Here is a 21,518-nt window from a genome sequence, read left to right as displayed (position 1 = left end):
ACTAACTGCATTGATTTAATGAAAACATATAAAACACTTTGTAAAACCCTTCCGGTTGCAGCCTTGCTATTAGTCAGCGGATGTAAAATGATGCAGCCCATAAAACAGTCTGCGGCGATCCGAACGCCGGAGGCTTTTGAAAATCAAAATGATTCGACCGGTATCGGTTCTATGCAATGGAAATCGTTTTTCAAAGATCCAAACCTGACCGCATTGATCGATACCGCTTTAATGAACAATCCTGACTTGAAGATTGCCGTTCAGCGTATCGAAATGGCTCGTTCCAATGTGATGCTGGCAAAAGGGGCATTACTTCCGGCAGTTGGCGCGGAAGTTTCTGGTGGTGGAAGGAAGTTTGGAGATTATACCATGGACGGCGTCGGGAATTACGATACGAATTTTTCTGAAAATATTGATGCCGACAGAAGGCTTCCAGCTCCATTTATGCCTGATTATTTCGCTGGCTTTCGCAGTACCTGGGAAGTGGATATCTGGGGAAAATTGAGAACACAACGTAAAGCTGCATATACCCGTTTTCTGGCCTCCGAAAAAGGAAAACATCTGGTTACGACAAGCTTGATTGCACAGGTTTCAAGTCTATATTATGAGTTGCTGGGAATGGATTCTGAGCTTGCGATTATCAAGAAAAACATCTCATTGCAACAATCTGCTGTTGAAAATATTAAAATCCAAAAAGAAGGCGGCCGCGCGAATGAGTTAGGAGTCAGACAATTTACTGCACAGCTATTAAATACTCAGAGTCTTGAAATCCAGATCAATCAGCGCATTGTTGAAGCAGAAAACAACCTGAACTTACTACTTGGGCGTTTTCCACAAAGAATCCAGAGACAAGGTAATTTGAATGACAATTTACCCGACCGCGTTCAGACAGGTATCCCGTCGAGAATGCTTATCAGACGCCCTGACATTCAACAGGCTGAATTAGATTTGCTGGCAAACAATGCAGATTTACAAGCTGCCAGATTAGCTTTTCTTCCTTCACTTAATATTACTGCCATGTTAGGTTTCAACGCGTTTAAAAGCTCATTATTGTTCAATCCTGGTTCAATTGCGTATAACGCACTGGGAGGGCTGGCCGCTCCCATCTTCAATAGAAAAGCACTGAAAGCTGGCCAAAAAAGATTCGAGGCGGCCAGTATTGAGTCACTTTATTCTTATAACAAAGCAATTCTTACCGGTTTTCAGGAAGTAAGCACCAGTCTGAAAAAGATAGAGAACACGAAAAAAATCTCAGATTTCAAAAAACAAGAAGTTGACGTTTTACAACAAGCTGTTGCGACTTCAAGGGATCTTTTCCTGACCGGTTATGCCACATATCTGGAAATTATAACGGCACAAAAAAATGTTTTGGAAGCTGAATTAGCATTGACAGAAGTCCAGAAGGATCAGCATCTTGCGTTAATAGAGTTATACCGTTCGCTTGGAGGCGGATGGGAATAATGACAATAATCTTTTTAAACCATCACCGACCTTACAATTTCAGACATAAAAAATGGACAGCTGGTGCAAACCGGCTGTCCATTTTTTATGTCTGAAATCTAACTTACTTTTTCTTAGCTCCTGCTAAACTCGGCTCTTTCGAAATAACGATCAAGTCAGCAAGCATACGGCCTGTTTCCGTAATGTAGATATCCTTTTTCTTTTTAGCATCTTTCGGTGCTTCTGTCGCAACTTTCGGGTCTGCATCTTCGTCTTCATCTTCCGCATCTTCGCCAAGTTGTTTCAAAGCCGCACGTTTCTTTTCTGCTTCGTCGCGCTCCACTTTGCGTTTTGCTTCCTGCAAAGAAACAATTTTATTCTCCCGTGCCTTTTTAAATTCGTCCAGCGTTTTGACCAACGTTTTCAATTCTTCATCCGATTTTAGACGTTGCTTATACTTGTCTTTAAGCTGGCCAACAATCTTGTCATTAATGTTATTGGCACTTTCGTATTTGGAAGAAGCAATCTGATCCCAAGGCAATGCACTTGGCTGTGATCCTTCACCATATTCATTCACTTTAAACGCTGACGGTAATTCGAGATCAGGCATAACACCTTTCAGCTGCGTACTGCTTCCGTTGATACGGTAGAACTTCGCAACTGTGAGTTTCACCTGGCCAAGCTGATCTGTTTCTTTTGGAGCCCACTGATTAAGATCGATCAAAGTCTGAACCGTTCCTTTACCATAAGTTTGTTCCCCAACAATGATTCCACGTTTGTAATCCTGAATCGCAGCTGCAAAAATTTCAGAAGCTGATGCACTGAAACGGTTCACCATAACAGCCATCGGACCATTGTAAGCTATCATTGGGTCATTATCAGTTTCGACCTGAATATCACCCTGACCCTCTTTTACCTGAACAACCGGACCTTTATTGATAAATAAACCTGTCAACGAAACAGCCTCCGTCAATGAACCACCTCCATTATTACGTAAATCGATTACAATTCCGTCCACACTTTCAGCCTGCAGTTCAGTAATCAGTTTCTGAACATCACGCGTTGTGCTCGAGAATTCTTTTTCTTTTTGCTGGGCTCCTTCGAAGTCACGATAAAATAATGGAATATCGATCACACCTATTTTGTAATCTTTGTTTCCGGTATTAACAGAAACAATCTCCTTTTTTGCACGTGAATCTTCCAGTTTGATTTTTTCACGAACCAGTCTTATTTCCTTTGGAGGAGTACTTGATAAAGCATCTGCCGACAACACCTGCAAACGAACAACTGTGCCTTTTGTTCCCTTGATAAGCTTCACGGCGTCGTCTACAAACCAGCCAACCAGGTCAACAAATTTGCCGTCGTCACCTTGGGCAACACCAATAATTTTATCTTCCTTTTTAAGCTGTTTTCCTTTAAATGCAGGTCCGCCAGGAATTACTTCAACAATTTTGATATAATTATCTTCCTCACGAAGTAACGCACCGATACCTTCAACTGACTGGCTCATTTCCTGTTTGAAACGATCAGCAGAAGTTGGCGCCATATAACTTGTATGGGGATCAAGTGATTCCGCATACGCATTCATAAACATCTGAAAAACCTGTTCCGTACGGATACGGCTAAGACCGCGGTCACGATTTTTATATCGATCGCTCATTGTTTTTACCACCGATGAATCCGCTTTTCCGGCAAGTTTCAGATCGAGCGCTTCGCTTTTCAGATACTTTCTCCAGGTATCGTTCAGCTCGTCGTTCGATTTTGCCCAGGCCACTTTTTCGCGGTCAGTGTTTAACGTTTCATCAACGGTATAGTCAAACGGCTTCGGCGTTTTCAAAAGTGTCTGAATATATTCGCTTCTTTCCTGATAACGCTTTCTGAAAAGGTTATACATATTAAACGGAACATCCAGCTCTCTTTTTTGTAAAAAGTCGTCGAAAGAGTACCTGTACTTTTCGAATTCCGCCATGTCGGAGGCCAGGAAATACAACCGGCCATGATCGATACCATCAATATACTTGTCAAAAATCGCTGACGATAATGAATCATTCAGCTTCGTTTTGCGATAGTGATAATTTGATAGTATCCGGCTCGAAAGTTCCTCTGCCTTATACTGACCCGCAGTCGGTTTGATATCCTCCGATAGCGAAGTTTCCGTGGTGACGATTGCATTTTGCTGTACCGGACCTCGCTGCCAGCCAAGTAATACAACAGGAATAAGAGTGATTAGGTACTTTTTCATTCGTCGAATTTTGTTAATTATTTAACAATCTCTAATAATTCAACTTCAAAAACTAAAGCTGAATAAGCTGGAATCTGAGGACCTGCTGCACGTTCGCCATAAGCCAGTGAATAAGGAATATATAATTTCCATTTCGAACCAACCGGCATAAGCTGCAACGCTTCTGTCCATCCTTTTATAACACCATTAACCGGAAACTCAACCGGCTCGCCACGATCAACCGAACTGTCAAAAACTGTTCCATTGGTCAAAGTGCCGTGGTAATGGGTTTTTACTTTATCGGTTGCAGTCGGTTTAGGACCGTCCCCCATTTTGATTACAGAATACTGCAATCCGCTCTCAGTTGTTGTAACACCTGACTTTTTCTTGTTTTCTTCCAAAAACTTTTCTCCTTCTATTTTTACCACAGCTCCTTTTTCTTCAGTTAATTTTTGAAAATACTCACCAATAAATTTATTTGCTTCCTCAGAAGTAAAAGTTGTTTTCTCTCCTTTAAGCGATGCTGCAATGGTTTTGTTCAGAATTTCTGTATTGATTCCAGTAATTCCCTGAGACGACAGTGAGTTGGAAAAACTTACACCGATCGCCGCTGATAGTGAATCCATCTGATTCTTCAGTACATTTGACGAAGGTACTGCCTTTGATGCTGTGGCTGTGGTCTTTTTTACTGCCGCTGCTGGTTTGGTTACTTTTTTAGGCGCTTGTGCAAACCCTTGTGATGCAGCTAAACCGATACATAATACAGAGGTTAAAATGGTTTTTTCTAATTTGTACATTCTACTTAAGGATGGTCAGAAAATTAAATTTTTGATAAGTAATAGTTATTAACGAACTCAATTACAACAAAAACACAATTAGTACCTAAAAAAGTTTTAAAAACCTTTTAAATGCCTGAAATTCCATATTTTTACGCCTCTGTAATAGCATAGAGTAGTAAACTTGGAAAAATCTAATTTTCATACAGCAGTTTTTTAGGTGAAGTATTCTTTATTTAACAAATAAACCCTACATTTGCGGCTGATTTCAAAAACTTACTACTATACTCTAAATAAGTCAATTATACTATGGTATCTGTTAGACCGGACGAAGTTTCGGCCATCCTGCGCGAACAACTTGCAGGCGCTAAATCTGAAGCAGAACTCGAAGAAGTAGGAACAGTCCTTCAAGTTGGTGACGGTGTTGCCCGCATTTATGGCCTTTCTGAAGTACAGGCGGGTGAGCTGCTTGTTTTCGAGAATGGCTTAAAGGCCCTCGCACTTAACCTCGAGGAAGATAATGTTGGAGCCGTTTTGCTTGGTGATTCAAGTGAGATCAAAGAAGGCGACACAGTGAAGCGTACGAAGGAGATCGCTTCAGTGAGAGTTGGTGATGGTATTGTTGGCCGTGTTGTTAACACGTTGGCTGAACCAATCGACGGTATGGGTCCTCTGCAAGGAGAACTTTTTGAAATGCCACTTGAGCGTAAAGCACCAGGTGTTATTTTCCGTCAGCCAGTAACCGAGCCTCTTCAGACTGGTATCAAAGCAATCGATGCGATGATTCCGATCGGACGTGGACAACGTGAGTTGATTATCGGTGACCGCCAGACTGGAAAGACGGCTGTTGCTATTGATACAATCATCAATCAAAGAGAATATTACGATAAAGGCGAGCCTGTATTCTGTATCTACGTAGCTTGTGGCCAGAAGGCTTCAACTATCAAAGGTATCGAAGCTACACTTCGTCGTTATGGTGCAATGGATTATACGGTAATCGTAGCAGCCGGTGCATCTGATCCTTCTCCGATGCAATTCTATGCTCCCTTTACAGGTGCTGCGATCGGTGAATATTTCCGTGATACCGGACGTCCTGCACTTATTGTTTATGATGATCTTTCAAAACAAGCAGTTTCTTACCGTGAAGTTTCCTTGCTACTTCGTCGCCCTCCGGGACGTGAAGCTTATCCAGGTGACGTATTCTATCTTCACAGCCGTTTGTTGGAAAGAGCTGCAAAAATCATCAATGATGATGCGATCGCTGCAAACATGAATGACCTTCCTCCTTCTCTGATTGGAAAAGTTAAAGGTGGTGGTTCATTGACTGCACTTCCAATCATTGAAACACAAGCTGGTGACGTTTCTGCCTATATCCCGACGAACGTAATTTCAATTACTGACGGACAGATATTCCTTGAATCAAACTTGTTCAACTCAGGTATCCGTCCTGCGATCAACGTAGGTATCTCGGTATCACGTGTGGGTGGTAACGCTCAGATCAAGTCGATGAAAAAGGTATCAGGTACGTTAAAACTTGACCAGGCTCAATTCCGTGAATTGGAAGCTTTTGCAAAATTCGGTTCGGATCTTGATGCTTCTACAAAACTTGCGATTGATCGTGGACGCCGTAACCAGGAAGTTTTGAAACAACCTCAGTATGCTCCGGTACCAGTTGAACAACAAGTGGCTACTGTTTATGCATCTACGAAAGGTTTGCTGGATAGAGTTCCTGTTGATAAGGTAAAACAATTCGATAAAGAATTCCTTACTATTCTTTCTGCTCAGTATAGCGAAACCCTTGCGGCTTTGCGTGCAGGTAAACTTGACAACAGCATCACGGATGTTCTTGACAAAGTAGCGAAAGAACTTTCAGCTAAATATTAATAGAGAAGCTATAAGTGAAAAATTAGGAGCAGTAACCTGTTTTTAATTTTTCACTTATTGATTACCTCAGGCGGACCGCATTTAATTTCCCTAAGATGGCAAGCTTAAAAGAAGTACGTAACCGGATCGTTTCGGTTAATTCCACCCAGCAGATCACCAAGGCCATGAAGATGGTTGCGGCTGCTAAATTGCGCAGAGCTCAGGACAATATCCTGCAAATGCGTCCCTATGCCCAAAAGCTAGGTCAAATGCTTTCGACAGTGTCGGCAGGTTCAGAAAGTTCAGTGGATAGCCCATTGAAAGATGTTCGTGCGATTGACAAAGTATTGATCGTTGTCGTTACTTCCGATCGTGGACTATGCGGAGCTTTCAATACCAATATTATTAAGGCAACCTTGCAACTGATCAATGAAAAATATTCGGTGCAGGCGAGCAGAGGAAATGTTGAGATTTTTGCAATCGGTAAAAAAGGTGCAGAGGCTTTCGTTCGCAGAGGTTTTAAAGTGAACACAGGCTACACTGATCTTTTTACAAGACTTAAATTTGTTAACGTTAAAGAAGCAGCTGAACAAATCATGAAAGACTTTTCAGAAGGTCGTTATGATGTTGTTGATCTTGTCTTCAACGAATTTAAAAACGTTGCAACACAAATTATCCATACAGATCCATTTTTACCGATCGTAGCTGATACTACAACACAACAAGTAAAAGCTCCGGAGGTTAACTATATATTTGAACCAAACGAAGAGGAAATTCTTGCAGAATTAATTCCAAAATCGTTAAAGATTAAGTTATACCGCGCCGTTCTTGAATCAAATGCTTCCGAACAAGGTGCTCGTATGACGGCGATGGACAAAGCGACTGAAAATGCTCAGGAACTTTTGAAAGCGTTGAAATTGGTTTATAACCGTACGCGTCAGGCAGCCATTACAACAGAGATTTTGGAAATTGTTGGTGGTGCAGAAGCGTTGAAAAGTGCATAATTAGTTTTAAGAACTTATATATTTTAAGCGAGCGGATCATCCTTTGATTCGTTCGCTTTTTTTTATTCAAGGTTTGATTAAGCAAATTTGAGTTATGCGCTTTGCCTATCCGTCCGACGGCGAGCAAAACGCTGCAATCTTATTTATTCAAAGTTTGATTAAACAGATTCTGACTTTTGAGATGTTGCCTGTCCGTCGGCGGCTGAAAAGCCGCCCGACGGAGCGTGCGACCCGTCCAATGGCTTTTTCCGCCATCGGACGGGTAAACAAAACCTGTACACTCAAATAAGAAAATACCCGCCCAACCCTTATCAAATTCGGTTTTAAAGTAATATTTCCTAGTTTTACACTTCTACCAAAACAAGCTCACATGCAAAATAGGACGTTTTTAAAGTCGATTGTTTTCCTGATCGTCTCGGGGATATGTACTTCTGCTTTTGCCCAGACCGTTGACGAAATTATAGCAAAGCACGTTACCGCAATGGGTGGCGCCGATAAATTGTCAAAATTGAAAAGTGTAAAAATTACCGGCGAAATGAATGTCATGAATATGGAAATTCCGGTGATAACAACAATCGTACAAGACCGGGGCTTCCGAAGCGAAACAACAGTTCAGGGGCAAACGATCGTTCAGGTTATTGACAAAGACAAAGGATGGTCGATCAATCCGATGGCCGGACAGACCAAGCCAACACCTTTGCCAGAAGAAGTTGTTAAATCGCTATCTGCTGAAACCGATCTTACCGGACTTTACAATTATAAAGAAAAAGGTCAAACATTAACGCTTGACGGCGAAGATGACCTAGCTGGCGCAAAAGTTTTTAAAGTGACTGCTAATTTAAAAAACGGAGGTAAACGCACGAACTACATCTCAAAAGATACCTACTACATTTTAAAAGTCGTCGCTTTTATGAACGTGAACGGGCAGGATGTGCAGTCAACAAATAACCAGTCAGACTTTAGGCAGGTTGATGGTGTAACTTATCCTTTCACTTCCGAAGTAGAAACTTCCGCGATGCCAGGAACCTCAATGGCTATGAAAATTAAATCTTTACAAGTAAATCCAAAAATTGACGAAGCCATTTTCGTTATGCCAAAAGAATAATAAGATTATTGGCGAGTAAATATCTAACTATCAATACTTTAATTCTCAATCCAAAAAGATTGGGAATTTTTTTTGCCAATAATTAAACTTTTTTTGATATTTACATGTATATACATTAAATGTAGAAACACAAATAAAACAAATAGATATCATGTCAGCAAAAACATCATGGGTTATTGACCCAACGCATTCAGAGATTCAATTTAAAGTAAAACACCTTGTAATCTCGACAGTAACAGGTTCTTTCAAAACTTTTGAAGGTACTGCGGAAACCGACGGAGATGATTTGACAACAGCCAGCATTAACTTTTCTGCTGATGTTGCAAGCATTGATACTAATCAGGCACAACGTGACGAACACCTTCGTTCAGGCGACTTCTTTGACGCAGAAAGCTACCCAAAACTTACTTTCACTTCGACAAGTCTTGAAAAAACAGGTGAAGAAACTTACAAGCTTAAAGGTGATTTGACAATTAAAGGCGTAACACATCCTGTCGTTTTAGACGCAGAATATGGTGGCGCTATGACTGATTTTTACGGTCAGAGTAAGGCAGGTTTTGAAGTTACAGGCAAAATAAGCCGTAAAGAATTTGGGTTGACCTGGAGTGCTACAACGGAAGCAGGTGGCGTTGTAGTTGGTGACGAAATTAAATTGGTTATTAACATCCAGTTGATAAAACAAGCTTAATTTTCAGATAAATTTATGCTCGGGCATATCAGATAATGAGCTTATCTGGTATGCCTGTTTTTTTTTGTAAAAGAAAATATCCATAACAATCACTGATCTTTGATAAATTTTACGTTATTGGGCATTGCATTAATTTAAGGGACAAAGGCGCGAAGCCTCGTCAATTGGTTACTACTTTGACGTTAAAAAATATTTACATTGATCATTGAAACACGCGCATACGCCCGGGCCGGGCTGCTGGGAAATCCTTCTGATGGTTTTTTTGGAAAAACAATATCAATATCTGTCCGCAACTTCGGAGCATCCATTTCACTATACGAATCACCTGAGCTGCACATAGAACCTGAGCCGCAGGACGGAAGTACGTTTCGGAGTGTTTTTCACCTCCGCGATTCTGTCAGCATGCTGGGCTACAACGGAGGAATTCCGTTGATAAAAGCGGGCATTAAAAAATTTGCTGACTATTGTGAAGACAATAATATTAAATTGCCAAACCGGAATTTCACTGTAAGATATCGCTCTTCCATTCCGCGGCAGGTCGGGATGTCTGGTTCAAGTGCGATAGTGGTCGCCCTGTTCAGAGCGTTAATGCAGTTCTATAAAGTTGAAATTCCTATCGAAATCCTGCCGCAGCTGGTCATGGTTTCTGAAACGGAAGAACTTGGTATCGCTGCTGGTTTGCAGGATCGCGTTATCCAGTGTTATGAAGGCTGCGTTTATATGGATTTCGATAAAACATTGATCCAAAATCAGGGATACGGACTTTATGAGCGAATTGATCCTGCGCTATTGCCTAAACTGTACGTGGCCTACAATACAAATCTTAGTAAAGTTTCAGGTAAAGTTCACAGTGACGTCCGCGCACGGTTTGATCGGGGGGAGCAAGATGTAATAGACGTTCTCGGACAAATTGCGCAGAAAGCCAAAGACGCACACATCGCCCTAAAAGAAGGCCGCCCTGACGATCTGCATGAACTTATGAACCAGAATTTTGATCTTCGCTGCCAGATTTACAACGTTCCTGATTCCAATAAAAAGCTAATCAACGAAGCAAGATCCTGCGGTGCTTCGGCAAAATTTGCAGGTTCAGGCGGAACTATTATCGGGATTTATAAGGACGACGATATGCTGAATCAGCTTTTCGTAAAACTTAAAAAATATAATGCGAGGGTGATCAAGCCGTTTGTGATTTAGCTATCGGCAGTCGGCTTTCGACTGTCATCAATTAGCTGATTCAAACTTTATTAAACTATATTCAAAACTTAAACTACCGGCAAAAGCCATCTGCCGAAAGCCAAACTTATGATTCGTAAAGCTGTAATCCCTGCTGCCGGACTTGGAACCCGTTTTTTGCCAGCAACCAAATCGATGCCCAAGGAAATGTTGCCGATTATTGACATTCCTACTATTCAATATGTTGTTCAGGAAGCGGTTGATTCCGGAATTGAGGATATTTTAATTATTTCAGGGAAGGGCAAACGTGCCATTGAAGATCATTTCGACCGTAACGTCGAGCTGGAATCACGCCTGGAAGAAAAAGAGGACATGATCTGGTTTAATGAGATGCGGCGTCTGGCGGATATGGCCAATGTTCATTTCGTTCGTCAGAAAGAAGCCAATGGTCTGGGAGACGCCATTTATTATGCCCGTCATCATGTTGGCAACGAGCCGTTTGCAGTTTTACTGGGTGACACGATCATGGATTCGGTAATTCCTGTAACGCAGCAGTTAATGGATACGTACGAACAATATGGCGGATCAGTAATTGCTGTTGAACAAGTTCCTGCAAACAAAGTGAATCGTTATGGAATTGTCGGCGGAACATCTTTGAGCGATACGATTCTGGAATTAAGCACGTTGGTGGAAAAACCGGCTATCGAACTTGCTCCTTCTAACCTTGCCATTGCCGGACGTTACATTTTAACTCCGGAAATTTTCAATACGATCGAGCAAACGCCTAAAGGGAAAAACAACGAAATCCAGTTAACGGATTCATTATTGCTTCTTCTTAAGCGTGAAAATATTTACGCACATCACATCGAAGGCAAACGTCATGACATTGGAGATAAACTTGATTATCTTAAAACAACCGTCGAGTTTGCCCTTAAACGAAAAGAATTTGCCGAGCCATTCAGAAAATTCCTGATTGATCTTTTGAATAAATAAGATTCAGATATTTTGATCCGAATGCAGAGAAGTCGCCCCAGGGTCCGACTTCTCTTTTTTATAAAACCATACAGCTTTTTGTTAACTTTCTTATTTTAGCGATCATATTAACCAAATTAACCATGTCTAAAAACATTATCGTAAGCGGAGCATCCGGAGGTTTGGGAAAAGACGTTGTGAACAAACTTGCAGGAGGCGAGAATAATTTATATGTAACATTTGGCTCGAAAAAAGTGGATACTTTTCAAGACCTCGAAAATGTGACCAGCCAGGTTGTTGATCTCACTGATCAGGATGCCGCTATGAATTTTGTTAATGCCACGATCGAGAAAGCCGGAACAATTCAGGCTGGAATTTTTCTGGCAGGCGGGTATGCGCCGGGAAATCTTCACGCAACTGATGATGCATTGCTTGAAAAAATGTTTAATATTAATTTTTTCACAGCTTTTCACCTGGTAAAACCGCTAATGAAACATTTTGAAACAACCGGAGGCGGACAGTTTATTTTCATTGGAGCAAGACCAGCTTTGGAAGCTGATCAGGGAAAAGGCAACTTTGCTTATGCCCTTTCCAAATCCCTTGTTTTCAAAATGGCTGAATTCATTAATTCAGAAGGCAAGTCAAAAAATATCACGGCAACAGTTATTGTGCCAAGTACAATCGATACACCTATGAACCGTGAAGCGATGCCGGACGCTGACTTTTCCAAATGGGTTTCCGGAACAGATATCGCTGAAAATATCGCGTTCGTACTGAGCGAATCCGGTGCAAAACTTCGGGAGACTGTTTTGAAAGTTTACAACAACGGCTGATAAGGCCTATTTCTTAGCTGGTTTTTTCTTAAAAGATTTAAGGCTATTTTCTCTTTTTATCTTCATTACGTTAGGAATTTCGGCGGGAACGACAATCTCGCCAATACGGCTAACTTTCACGGAACCGTCCGCATTTATTTGGCTGGAGGCAGGTATTTGCCCACCCGAAATCTGATAGATCCCAGTTGGCAGCATGTTGACATGATCCACCATTTCAGAAAACTTGGGCATGATCTGTGCATAAGATGGAAGAGAATCTTCTGGAGCTTTCGACTGTGCAAACACGAAATTTCCTATTAGCATCTGAATAAAAAATCCCGCGAAAATTCTTAAATCAATCTTCATAATTATCAAATTTTGAAAAGTAAGTATATTGAAATGGGTAGAATAATATTTGAAAAATCTTAAAATGATAAGGAATGGTTATAAACTTTTCAATTACGTTGGTGATATATGCGAAATAGACACTTATACGCACTATTTATTTGGCTTCAATTCATCTGTCCTACCTTATCTGCCCAACATAAACTATACGTATCTTCGTCCGGAAATGATGCAAATGCGGGTACAATTGCCTTTCCATTGAAAACCCCGGCAGCCGCAATCGAAAAAATAAACCGTTCAAAGCAAAGCCATATCGCCATCTTATTTCGTCAGGGAACTTACCACCTTGATGAAACCCTATCACTGGATAATAATAGCCTACAAGGCAAAACTGTTTCACTCGCTGCATATAAAAACGAAAACGTTACTTTCAGTGCAGGCAGGAAACTGTCTTTAAAATGGGAAAAACATACTGGCAATATCTGGAAATCAAGAATTGAAAATGCCGGATTTGAATCGCTGTTTATAAATGGAATTCCTCAGATTCTAGCCCGTTATCCAAACTATGATTCCACTGCCCGTGTCTTTAATGGAACGGCGGAAGATGCGATTTCCCCCGAAAAAATTGCAAAATGGAAAAATCCGGCTGGCGGTTATTTACATGCGCTTCACCAAGGTGAATGGGGAAGTTTTCACTACCGGATCAAAGGAATTGTAAATGGAAAAGCTGATTTGGAAGGGGGGTGGCAAAATAACCGCCCAGCACCGCTCCATCCAAAATATCGATTTGTCGAGAATATTTTTGAAGAACTTGACGCGCCCGGCGAATGGTATTATGACAAAAATGATGAAACTTTATACTTCTACCCAGATCCCCGGATTGATCTTGACAAAGCCAACATTGAGGTTTCCAATCTTAAACATATTCTTGAAGTAAAAGGTACTCCCGAAAAACCAGTTCATAATGTGACGGTCAAAGGTATTCGATTCGAGCATACTGCGAGAACCATTATGGATCATTACGAGCCACTTCTTAGAAGCGATTGGATGATATATCGTGGCGGTGCTGTTTTAATGGAAAATACAGAAAACTGTATCGTAGAAGACTCTGAATTTTCTTTCCTAGGAGGAAATGCCATTTTATTTAGCGGATATAATCATGCTTCCGGTGTCACAGGTTCGCATTTTCATGACATTAGTGCAAGCGCAATCTGTTTTGTCGGAGATAGCTCAGCCGTCCGCTCCCCGGCTTTTGGCTATGATAATTTTGTGCAATATTCTAAAATAGACAAAACGCCGGGTCCGAAAAATAACCGGTTTCCGTCCAATTGTTTCGCGGAAAATAATCTGATACATGATATCGGTAAAATCGAGAAACAGGCAACAGCGGTACAAATTGAAATGGCGTCCGAAATTTTGGTAAGCCACAATACGATTTATCGCGTTCCCCGGGCCGGAATTAACATTGGTGATGGTTGTTGGGGCGGACATTTAATTGAAAATAATGACGTGTTCGAAACCGTTCTGGAAACCGGCGATCATGGGGCTTTTAACTCGTGGGGGCGGGATCGGTTCTGGCATCCGAATAGAAAAACCATGGACAGCCTCGTTTTACTACATCCGGAATTAATATTTCTGGACGCTCAGAAAACGGTAGTGATAAGAAACAACCGGTTTCGCTGCGATCATGGCTGGGATATAGACTTGGATGACGGAAGCAGCAATTATCATATTTATAACAATGTTTGCCTCAGCGGCGGACTAAAATTTCGGGAAGGATTCAGACGCGTTGCCGAGAACAATATTCTGATTAACAATTCATTTCATCCACACGTCTGGTTCAAAAACAGTGGCGATATTTTCCGAAAAAATATCGTTATGCGCCCTTACTTTCCCATTATGGTTACCGATTGGGGCAAGGAAGTAAATCACAATCTTTTTCCGGACAAAGCCGCATTAGCAAGTGCACAAGCGCTGAATATTGATCGAGACAGCAAATCGGGTGATCCAAATTTTGTCGGTGCAAAACATGGTAATTATCATGTTAAATCAGCCAGTCCGGCATTAAACATCGGGTTTAAAAACTTTCCAATGAATAATTTCGGTGTGACAAAAGCAAGCTTCCGAAAGATGGCTGCTAAGGTTGACTTTCCGGTTTTGCTCAACGCCGCACTGGAAATGGAGTTGCAGGAAACCATCTGGCTGGGAGCAAAAATTCGCAACGTAAATGGACTAGGCGACCGGTCCGCCTTTGGGTTACCAGACGAAAAGGGAGTTGTTCTTGTCGAAATTCCTGCTTCGAGCATCCTGACCAAAAGTACACTGCAAGCCGGTGATGTGATCCGGACTGCAAATAACGAAGAAGCAGGTAATGTGGTACGGTTGGAAGCAATTCGCCAGCAGTATAACTGGACTGGCAAATTGAATCTGGAAATCCTGCGAAATCAACAAGTGCTGAAGATAGACGTTACTTTAAAATAAATAGTATTATTCTTCCAATGCAGTTATCTGTACGAGCGTGATCATGCTTCGCTGTTTTTTCATCACCATAAATTCGTAGTCCTTCGTGCGGATCTTTTCACCAATCGATGGAATCCGGTTGAACTTGGAGATAAGAAATCCAGCAAGTGTCTCATAATCACCTTCTCTGAAAATATCAGTCGGTAAATGTTCATTGATATCACTTAGCGAAGCTGAACCTAAAACCAGATAATTTCCGTTTTCGTTTTTAACAATCGGCGTTTCATTGTCATACTCGTCCTGAATTTCACCGACAAGTTCTTCCAGAATATCTTCCATTGTCACAATTCCTTCTACACCGCCATATTCATTGACAATAACGGCCATCTGCTGGCGAGTTACCTGAAAATCCCTCAGAATCGCTCCGATCGGTTTTGACTCAGGAACCATTGAAATTGGCCGGACAAGTTCAGAAAGCACAATTTCACTTCCTTTCCTCATCTTCATCAACAAATCTTTTAAGTGCAAAACACCGATGATCTGGTCCATGGAATCCTCGTAAACAGGAATTCGGGAATAACCTTCCTCTATTATTTTTTCTAGATCTGCCTCGGTAAAATCGTTGATATCAACGCCAACTACTTTTGTGCGCGGTATCATTACCTGTTTTGCTATACGCTCCGAGAAATTAAAAGCATTTTTGATCAGGTCATAATCTGCGGCCTCAATCATTCCGCTTTCTTTTTGCTGCTGTACAAGGTAACGCAATTCATCACTGCTATGAACTTCGCTTCCGTGCGTAGGAGTTATTCCAATTGCACCTAAAATAAAATTCGCGATCCCATTTAAAATCCAGACAATTGGACGAAAAACAAGAAAAAATGCATGAAGCGGATATGACAAAAACAAGGTTGTAGCTTCCGGCCGCTGAATCGCAATCGATTTGGGCGCCAGTTCACCAAAGACGATATGAAGTACGGTAATAATCGCAAATGCAGCAGGCAATGCAATCTGATGAGCCAAAACAGGATCAAGTGTAATCCCGATAACCTCCATCCCACCTATCAAAATTTTAGAAACAACTGGTTCTCCAATCCATCCCAAACCTAAACTTGCCAGTGTGATACCAAACTGGGTGGCAGCCAGATAACCATCAAGATTTGAAACAATTTGTTTCGACAAAATGGCCATTTTATTCCCGTCCTGTGCTTTTTGTTCCAGTTGTGAGGCTCTTATTTTTACGATAGCAAATTCAGCCGCAACGAAAAAACCATTTAGAAATACAAGAACAAGGGTAATAATAACCTGAATTACCATTTTTTATTTTTTAGGTGATTGTAGTGTTAAAGTGGGAAGAATTAACCGGATCGCCTCTGTTAAAGGAAGTCCGGTAAACTCAAAGATATAAAAAATGGAAGCATCAGAAAGTTTTTGTTTGTCAGACGCACACTTTTAACCGATCACCGGTCTACTCTTCGTCACGAATTTTGCCATCCGGCGACGGTCCACGCATATGAATGATCAAACCGTTCAGGAAATTACGTAGTAATTGATCACCGCATGGTTTATAATTTTCATGTCCTTCCTTGCGAAATAACGCACCTAATTCACTTGCAGTTACTTTAAAGTCAACCAATGCAAGGATTTTAATAATTTCATCATTTCTCAAATGAAGCGCGACACGTAATTTTTTTAGAATATCGTTGTTGGTCATGTTTTCTTTTTATTGCCTTAAAATATTTTTTACAAATATCGCCCTTGTTTTGCTCTTGTCTTTCTTAAAGTTGAAAAAACTAATTTTTCACCAAATTCAGGATTGGAAGACAATAACTCCAAACTTTCCCATTCGCGCTATTTTGATTAACTTTCAAGTATGAAAAGTGGACATGCGGATTTGCCTTTGCATTATGGAAGAGTACCGGAATGGCTTGCTCGACGGATGAGCTTGCTGGGCGGTGCGATCGTTGAATCCATAGTAATCGAGTACGGACGCGACGTCTTGCTGCAAAAACTTAGCGATCCTTTCTGGTTTCAATCGCTGGGATGTGTGTTAGGTATGGACTGGCATTCATCGGGGATTACGACATCCGTTATGGGCGCTTTAAAAAGGTCCGTCAATAAAAAATCTGCGAATCTGGGCATCTATATTTGTGGCGGGCGAGGCAAGCAATCTCTGCAAACTCCGGCCGAGTTATTGTCGATCGCAAATAAAACCGGACTTGACGGAAATCTGCTGGTTCACAACAGTCGCCTTTCAGCAAAAGTTGACAATACTGCTATTCAAGATGGATTTCAGCTCTATCTCCATTCTTTCATCGTTTCAAAAGAAGGAAATTGGGCAGTCGTTCAGCAGGGAATGAATACCAACGAACGGATGGCGCGACGCTATCACTGGCATTCACCCAGTATCAAGTCGTTCGTTGAAGAACCTCATACTTTTATTTACGGCCAAAATCAGGGAAAAATATTAAACCTTACGGACAAAGCTGCCGCCCCTACCCGATCAGGAATTCTTGAGCTTACGTCTGAAAATCCTGATAAAATCATGCGGGAGGTTAGAAAATTAATTATGCCTGAACATCATGACGTCCGTGCTGAAGATGTTAATCTGAAAAGGCTTGGATCCGTGCTGGCTCTTGCTCATGAAAATCCTGTCCAAAATATGGAATCGCTGCTTTTGCTTGAAGGAGTTGGCCCAAGAACCATACAGTCACTCACGCTGGTCAGTGAAATTATTCACGGAACATCCTCGCGTTTTTCAGATCCTGCAAGATTTTCGTTTGCACACGGAGGAAAAGACGGCCATCCTTTTCCTGTACCGATAACCATTTATGACGAATCGATTCAAATTCTGGACAAGGCTGTTCAAAAAGCCAGATTGGGCGATCATGATAAATCAGAAGCCTTAAAAAATTTGTCAAAGGTAGCCGCACAGCTGGAAAAAGATTTTCAGCCAAATAATCGCTTTGATGATGTCGTTCAAAAAGAGCGGGACAATTCCTGGAAATATGAAGGAAGAACAGTGATGGGAAAAGCGAAAAAACCGAAAGGTAACAACGGTCAACTGGAATTATTTTGATTCTGTAGTGCATACATTTTTATCTTATTATAAGCACTTACTGCACATTCGGGATTTCCATCAGTAAAAATTCCCCCAATCTTCCTCTTAACTATTTTGCAAGTCGCATGTAGTCCTGAAAGACTTAGACGTTATTCCATACCAAACAGTAATTCAACCTGATGATCCCCAAAAACTTTTTACGAAAACCACTCCCAGTACTAGCCCTTACAGCTGTTGTAGTTGTTTCTTGTATGAAAATGGCTCCCACAACCTCCAAAATTTCCAGTAAAGCTCTGGTCGTTCGCGAAGATGCAGCCACTGGAAAAGCAAGAGCGAAAGAAATTCGTGATAATACAGTTATAAAACTTGCAGACGGATTAAAACTCGATTTATGGGCTTCTGACTCATTGGCGCCTGATCCGGTTGCCATTGCAATCGATGACAAAGGACGAGTATATCTGAACCGCACGAACAGACAAAAGAACTCTGAGTTTGATATTCGTGGACATCGTAACTGGATGACGCCGTCGATCGCGCTGCAATCTGTGGAAGATCGCCGTGCATTCCTTCGCAGCACATTTGATCCGTCGAAAAGCAAGGAAAATTCCTGGCTGAAAGATTTGAACGGCGATGGCTCTCATGACTGGAAAGATCTGACCGTCGAAAAAGACGAAGTATGGCGCTTGGAAGATACAGACAACGATGGTATCGCTGACGTTTCCATGCGAATTCTCAGTGATTTTTTTGAGGAGGTTTCTGATGTGGCGGGCGGCTTGCTTGTCCGGGCCAATGATGTTTTTGTTGCCATCGCTCCGGATGTCTGGCGATTGAAAGACACGAACGGAGATGGTGTTCTGGATGAAAAAACATCCATCAGTCATGGATATGGAGTTCATATCGGTTTTGGCGGTCACGGAATGTCTAACCCAATTGAAGGGCCGGATGGAAAAATTTACTGGAATATTGGCGATATTGGCGCGAATATTACCACAAAAGAAGGCGTCAATCATAAACGCCCGAATGAGGGAATTATAGCAAGATCAAACCCTGACGGAACTGATTTTGAAATATTTGCCGGCGGATTGAGAAATACGCATGAGTTTGTTTTTGATGAATATGGAAACCTGATCAGTTCTGACAACGATGGTGACCATCCGGGCGAAAGCGAGCGTTTGGTTCACGTCGTGGAAGGTTCTGATGCCGGCTGGCGCTCAAACTGGCAGTATGGCAAATATACGGATCCCAAAAACAACAACTATAAAGTCTGGATGGACGAGAAACTTTATGTACCGCGCTGGGATGGCCAGGCGGCTTACATAATTCCTCCAATCCAAAATTTTCATAATGGCCCGACAGGTATGCAGTATAATCCCGGAACCGCTCTGGGATCGGAATGGAAGAATAAGTTCTTCCTGGTTGAATTCGTAGGAAACCCGGCTCGTTCGCCGATATGGTCTTTTGGTTTAAAAGCAAAAGGAGCTTCTTTCGTTTTGGATGGTGAGAAAAATATTTTGAACGGGATTCTTCCCACAGGTATTCGTTTCGGTCCGGATGGCGCACTTTATGTGGCTGACTGGATCAACGGCTGGGATACCAAAAATTATGGCCGCGTATGGAAACTGGATGTTACGGATTCAAAAAATGATCTGAAAGCATTAAGAGTTGAAACAAAACGTCTGATGCAGCTGGATTATACAAAACAGTCTGAGTCTTTGCTTTACACGCTTCTTTCAAATCAGGATATGCGTATCCGGCTTAAAGCGCAGTTTGAGCTGGCGGCACGCGGTGCGAAAGGTGCTGTTGAGCTCAACAAAGCTATCACAGCAACCGGAAGTCAGCTAGCCCGTATTCACGGAATCTGGGGCGTTGGACAACTGGCAAGACAAGACAAAGCCTATGCAAATACGCTATTGACTTTATTGAAAGACGCTGATACGGAAATCATTGCGCAAGCCGCGAAAGTTTTGGGAGATGCTAAAATTGCGGAAGCAGGTCCTCTTTTGATCCCTCTTCTAAGCAATAAAAATCCGCGTGTAAAATTCTTCGGCGCGCAGGCATTGGGCCGCATTCAGGAAAAACAGGCAGTTAATCCTCTTCTTGATATGATCAAAGCAAATAACGACGAGGATCTTTATTTGAGACATGCTGCTGTTTTAGCCCTTTCAAGGATAGGCGAAGTGGAACCGATCATAGCTTTGGCCAACAATCCTGATAAATCCCTTCGTACAGCTGCGGTTTTGGTTTTACGCCGACTGAGCAGCGAAAAAGTCAGCTTATTCCTGAATGACAAAGACGAATATATCGCCACCGAAGCAGCTCGCGCAATCAATGACGATTTATCGATTGAACCTGCATTGCCTGCGTTGGCTGCGATTTTAAAAGAAAAAAGATTTACTTCCGAACCCTTACTGCGCCGCGCTATTAACGCCTCTCTGCGTGTTGGCGGCACCGAGCAGCTGGATGACCTGATCGCTTTTGCAAAAAGAAAAGATGTTAGCAAAGAGTTGAGAGCAGAAGCTTTGGCGACGTTGGGCAGCTGGGCAAATCCATCAGTTTTGGATCGCGTTGATGGTCGTTATCGTGGCGTAATTACCAGAAACCCTGATGTAATTAAAGCGAAGATCAAACCTGAGATCAGCACGTTATTACAGGATGATGATGCAAGTATTTTGATTGCAGCCGGACAAATGACCAGTGAACTGGGAATTACTGATAATAACGCCACACTCGCTAAAATCCTCAACGATCACAAAGATCCGAAAGTGAGAGCAGCAATGTTAACTGCCCTGCACGATCTGAAATATTCAGACATGGAGGCGGCGATGAAGAAAGGTATGAACGATTCTGATGCCGATGTTCGTACGTCAGCATTGGCTTTGGTTAGCAGTGTTAATATGTCAAGAGAAACACTTACTGATATTTCCAAGCTGATTTTTGAAAAAGGAAGTGTAAAAGAACAACAGCAAATGCTGCGGGTTCTGGGCGGATTGCCTGTCGCTAAAACAGAAACTATTTTCGAAGGGTTGATCAGTAAAATGGCATCAAAGGAGTTGCCAAATAACCTTGCTCTGGATCTGGGAGAAGCTGTTGATTCTACAAAATCAAGTGCATTGATTGCTAAACTGGCTCCGATGCGCAAAAACGGTGATACCGTTGCTGACTATCAGGAAGCACTTTATGGTGGTAACGCGATGCTGGGACGCAGATACTTCATGACCAGTTCACAAGGCGAATGCACGCGTTGTCACTCAATTGGCGGACAAGGAGGTGCTGTTGGTCCTTCACTCTCAAAAATCGGCAGTACCTTGACAAGAGAACAAATTCTGCAAGCGCTTGTTGAACCGAGTGCCAGATTATCTCCCGGCTTTGGCATGGTAGTCCTGACTTTAAAAGACGGTCAGACCGCAGCTGGTATCCTTACTTCGGAAAATGATCATGAACTTGTTCTGAAAACATCAGAAGCCGAGCCATTAAAAATCCCGGTGGCAAGAATTGCCAAGCGTGACAATGTTCCTTCGAGTATGCCGCCAATGGGATCAATTATGTCGAAAAGAGAAATGCGTGATGTCGTTGAATTTTTATCAGGTTTGAAGTAATT

17 protein-coding genes are annotated in these 21,518 nt (G+C 41.9%); 12 read left to right on the top strand and 5 right to left on the bottom strand.

Going from position 1 to position 21,518, the window contains the following annotated elements; translation table 11 throughout:
• Positions 1–18: 18 nt before the first annotated feature.
• The gene (locus BMY70_RS23565; RefSeq protein ID WP_090338973.1) at positions 19–1,461 is read left to right on the top strand and encodes a TolC family protein; all 1,443 of its coding nucleotides are present in this window, start codon (positions 19–21) and stop codon (positions 1,459–1,461) included.
• A 103-nt stretch (positions 1,462–1,564) separates the two neighbouring features.
• On the opposite strand, the gene BMY70_RS23560 is transcribed toward BMY70_RS23565, so the two are convergent.
• Positions 1,565–3,682 (bottom strand): carboxy terminal-processing peptidase, encoded by a 2,118-nt coding sequence (locus BMY70_RS23560; RefSeq protein ID WP_090338971.1) that lies wholly within the window; start codon positions 3,680–3,682, stop codon positions 1,565–1,567.
• Positions 3,683–3,699: 17 nt separating this feature from the next.
• The gene (bamJ, locus tag BMY70_RS23555; RefSeq protein ID WP_090338970.1) at positions 3,700–4,458 is read right to left on the bottom strand and encodes a BamJ family beta-barrel-assembly machinery protein; all 759 of its coding nucleotides are present in this window, start codon (positions 4,456–4,458) and stop codon (positions 3,700–3,702) included.
• 288 nt (positions 4,459–4,746) lie between these two features.
• Here bamJ and atpA point away from each other — a divergent pair, with 288 nt between their 5' ends.
• The 8 genes from atpA (at position 4,747) to BMY70_RS23515 (ending at position 12,075) form a co-directional block, all read left to right on the top strand.
• A complete protein-coding gene (gene atpA, locus BMY70_RS23550) occupies positions 4,747–6,321 on the top strand; it encodes a F0F1 ATP synthase subunit alpha (RefSeq protein ID WP_090338968.1) in 1,575 nt (524 codons plus the stop codon).
• A 95-nt stretch (positions 6,322–6,416) separates the two neighbouring features.
• The gene (atpG, locus tag BMY70_RS23545) at positions 6,417–7,304 is read left to right on the top strand and encodes an ATP synthase F1 subunit gamma (RefSeq protein ID WP_090338965.1); all 888 of its coding nucleotides are present in this window, start codon (positions 6,417–6,419) and stop codon (positions 7,302–7,304) included.
• 94 nt (positions 7,305–7,398) lie between these two features.
• The gene (locus BMY70_RS23540; protein WP_090338962.1) at positions 7,399–7,593 is read left to right on the top strand and encodes a hypothetical protein; all 195 of its coding nucleotides are present in this window, start codon (positions 7,399–7,401) and stop codon (positions 7,591–7,593) included.
• A gap of 81 nt (positions 7,594–7,674) precedes the next feature.
• Positions 7,675–8,409, top strand: a complete 735-nt coding sequence (locus BMY70_RS23535; RefSeq protein WP_229209748.1) for an outer membrane lipoprotein-sorting protein — start codon at positions 7,675–7,677, stop codon at positions 8,407–8,409.
• Between the two features lie 151 nt (positions 8,410–8,560).
• The gene (locus BMY70_RS23530; protein WP_177197123.1) at positions 8,561–9,097 is read left to right on the top strand and encodes a YceI family protein; all 537 of its coding nucleotides are present in this window, start codon (positions 8,561–8,563) and stop codon (positions 9,095–9,097) included.
• 198 nt (positions 9,098–9,295) lie between these two features.
• Positions 9,296–10,291, top strand: coding sequence for a mevalonate kinase family protein (locus tag BMY70_RS23525; protein WP_090338957.1), 996 nt, complete (start codon positions 9,296–9,298; stop codon positions 10,289–10,291).
• A 108-nt stretch (positions 10,292–10,399) separates the two neighbouring features.
• Positions 10,400–11,263, top strand: a complete 864-nt coding sequence (galU, locus tag BMY70_RS23520) for a UTP--glucose-1-phosphate uridylyltransferase GalU (RefSeq protein ID WP_090338954.1) — start codon at positions 10,400–10,402, stop codon at positions 11,261–11,263.
• Positions 11,264–11,385: 122 nt separating this feature from the next.
• Positions 11,386–12,075: an SDR family NAD(P)-dependent oxidoreductase gene (locus BMY70_RS23515; RefSeq protein ID WP_090338951.1), complete on the top strand. Its 690-nt coding sequence runs from the start codon at positions 11,386–11,388 to the stop codon at positions 12,073–12,075.
• Positions 12,076–12,081: 6 nt separating this feature from the next.
• Here BMY70_RS23515 and BMY70_RS23510 read toward each other — a convergent pair whose 3' ends face one another.
• Complete coding sequence (locus BMY70_RS23510; protein WP_090338948.1) at positions 12,082–12,420, bottom strand: hypothetical protein; 339 nt, start codon at positions 12,418–12,420, stop codon at positions 12,082–12,084.
• Positions 12,421–12,528: 108 nt separating this feature from the next.
• On the opposite strand from BMY70_RS23510, the gene BMY70_RS23505 reads away from it, so the two are divergent.
• Positions 12,529–14,880: a PDZ domain-containing protein gene (locus BMY70_RS23505; RefSeq protein ID WP_090338945.1), complete on the top strand. Its 2,352-nt coding sequence runs from the start codon at positions 12,529–12,531 to the stop codon at positions 14,878–14,880.
• A 6-nt stretch (positions 14,881–14,886) separates the two neighbouring features.
• On the opposite strand, the gene BMY70_RS23500 is transcribed toward BMY70_RS23505, so the two are convergent.
• Both BMY70_RS23500 and BMY70_RS23495 read right to left on the bottom strand, forming a co-directional pair.
• The gene (locus BMY70_RS23500) at positions 14,887–16,176 is read right to left on the bottom strand and encodes a hemolysin family protein (protein WP_090338943.1); all 1,290 of its coding nucleotides are present in this window, start codon (positions 16,174–16,176) and stop codon (positions 14,887–14,889) included.
• Positions 16,177–16,327: 151 nt separating this feature from the next.
• Positions 16,328–16,573: a DUF1456 family protein gene (locus BMY70_RS23495; RefSeq protein WP_090338940.1), complete on the bottom strand. Its 246-nt coding sequence runs from the start codon at positions 16,571–16,573 to the stop codon at positions 16,328–16,330.
• Positions 16,574–16,732: 159 nt separating this feature from the next.
• On the opposite strand from BMY70_RS23495, the gene BMY70_RS23490 reads away from it, so the two are divergent.
• Positions 16,733–17,938, top strand: a complete 1,206-nt coding sequence (locus BMY70_RS23490) for a DUF763 domain-containing protein (protein ID WP_090338938.1) — start codon at positions 16,733–16,735, stop codon at positions 17,936–17,938.
• A 161-nt stretch (positions 17,939–18,099) separates the two neighbouring features.
• Positions 18,100–21,516 carry a DUF7133 domain-containing protein gene (locus BMY70_RS23485; protein WP_090338936.1) on the top strand — a complete coding sequence of 1,139 codons (3,417 nt, stop codon included), beginning with the start codon at positions 18,100–18,102 and terminating at the stop codon, positions 21,514–21,516.
• Positions 21,517–21,518: the final 2 nt, after the last annotated feature.

The organism is Dyadobacter koreensis (assembly GCF_900108855.1).
GTDB classification, from domain to species: Bacteria; Bacteroidota; Bacteroidia; order Cytophagales; family Spirosomataceae; genus Dyadobacter; species Dyadobacter koreensis.
Note: the sequence above shows the minus strand (reverse complement) of the source record. Positions and strands in the feature narration are given on the sequence as shown.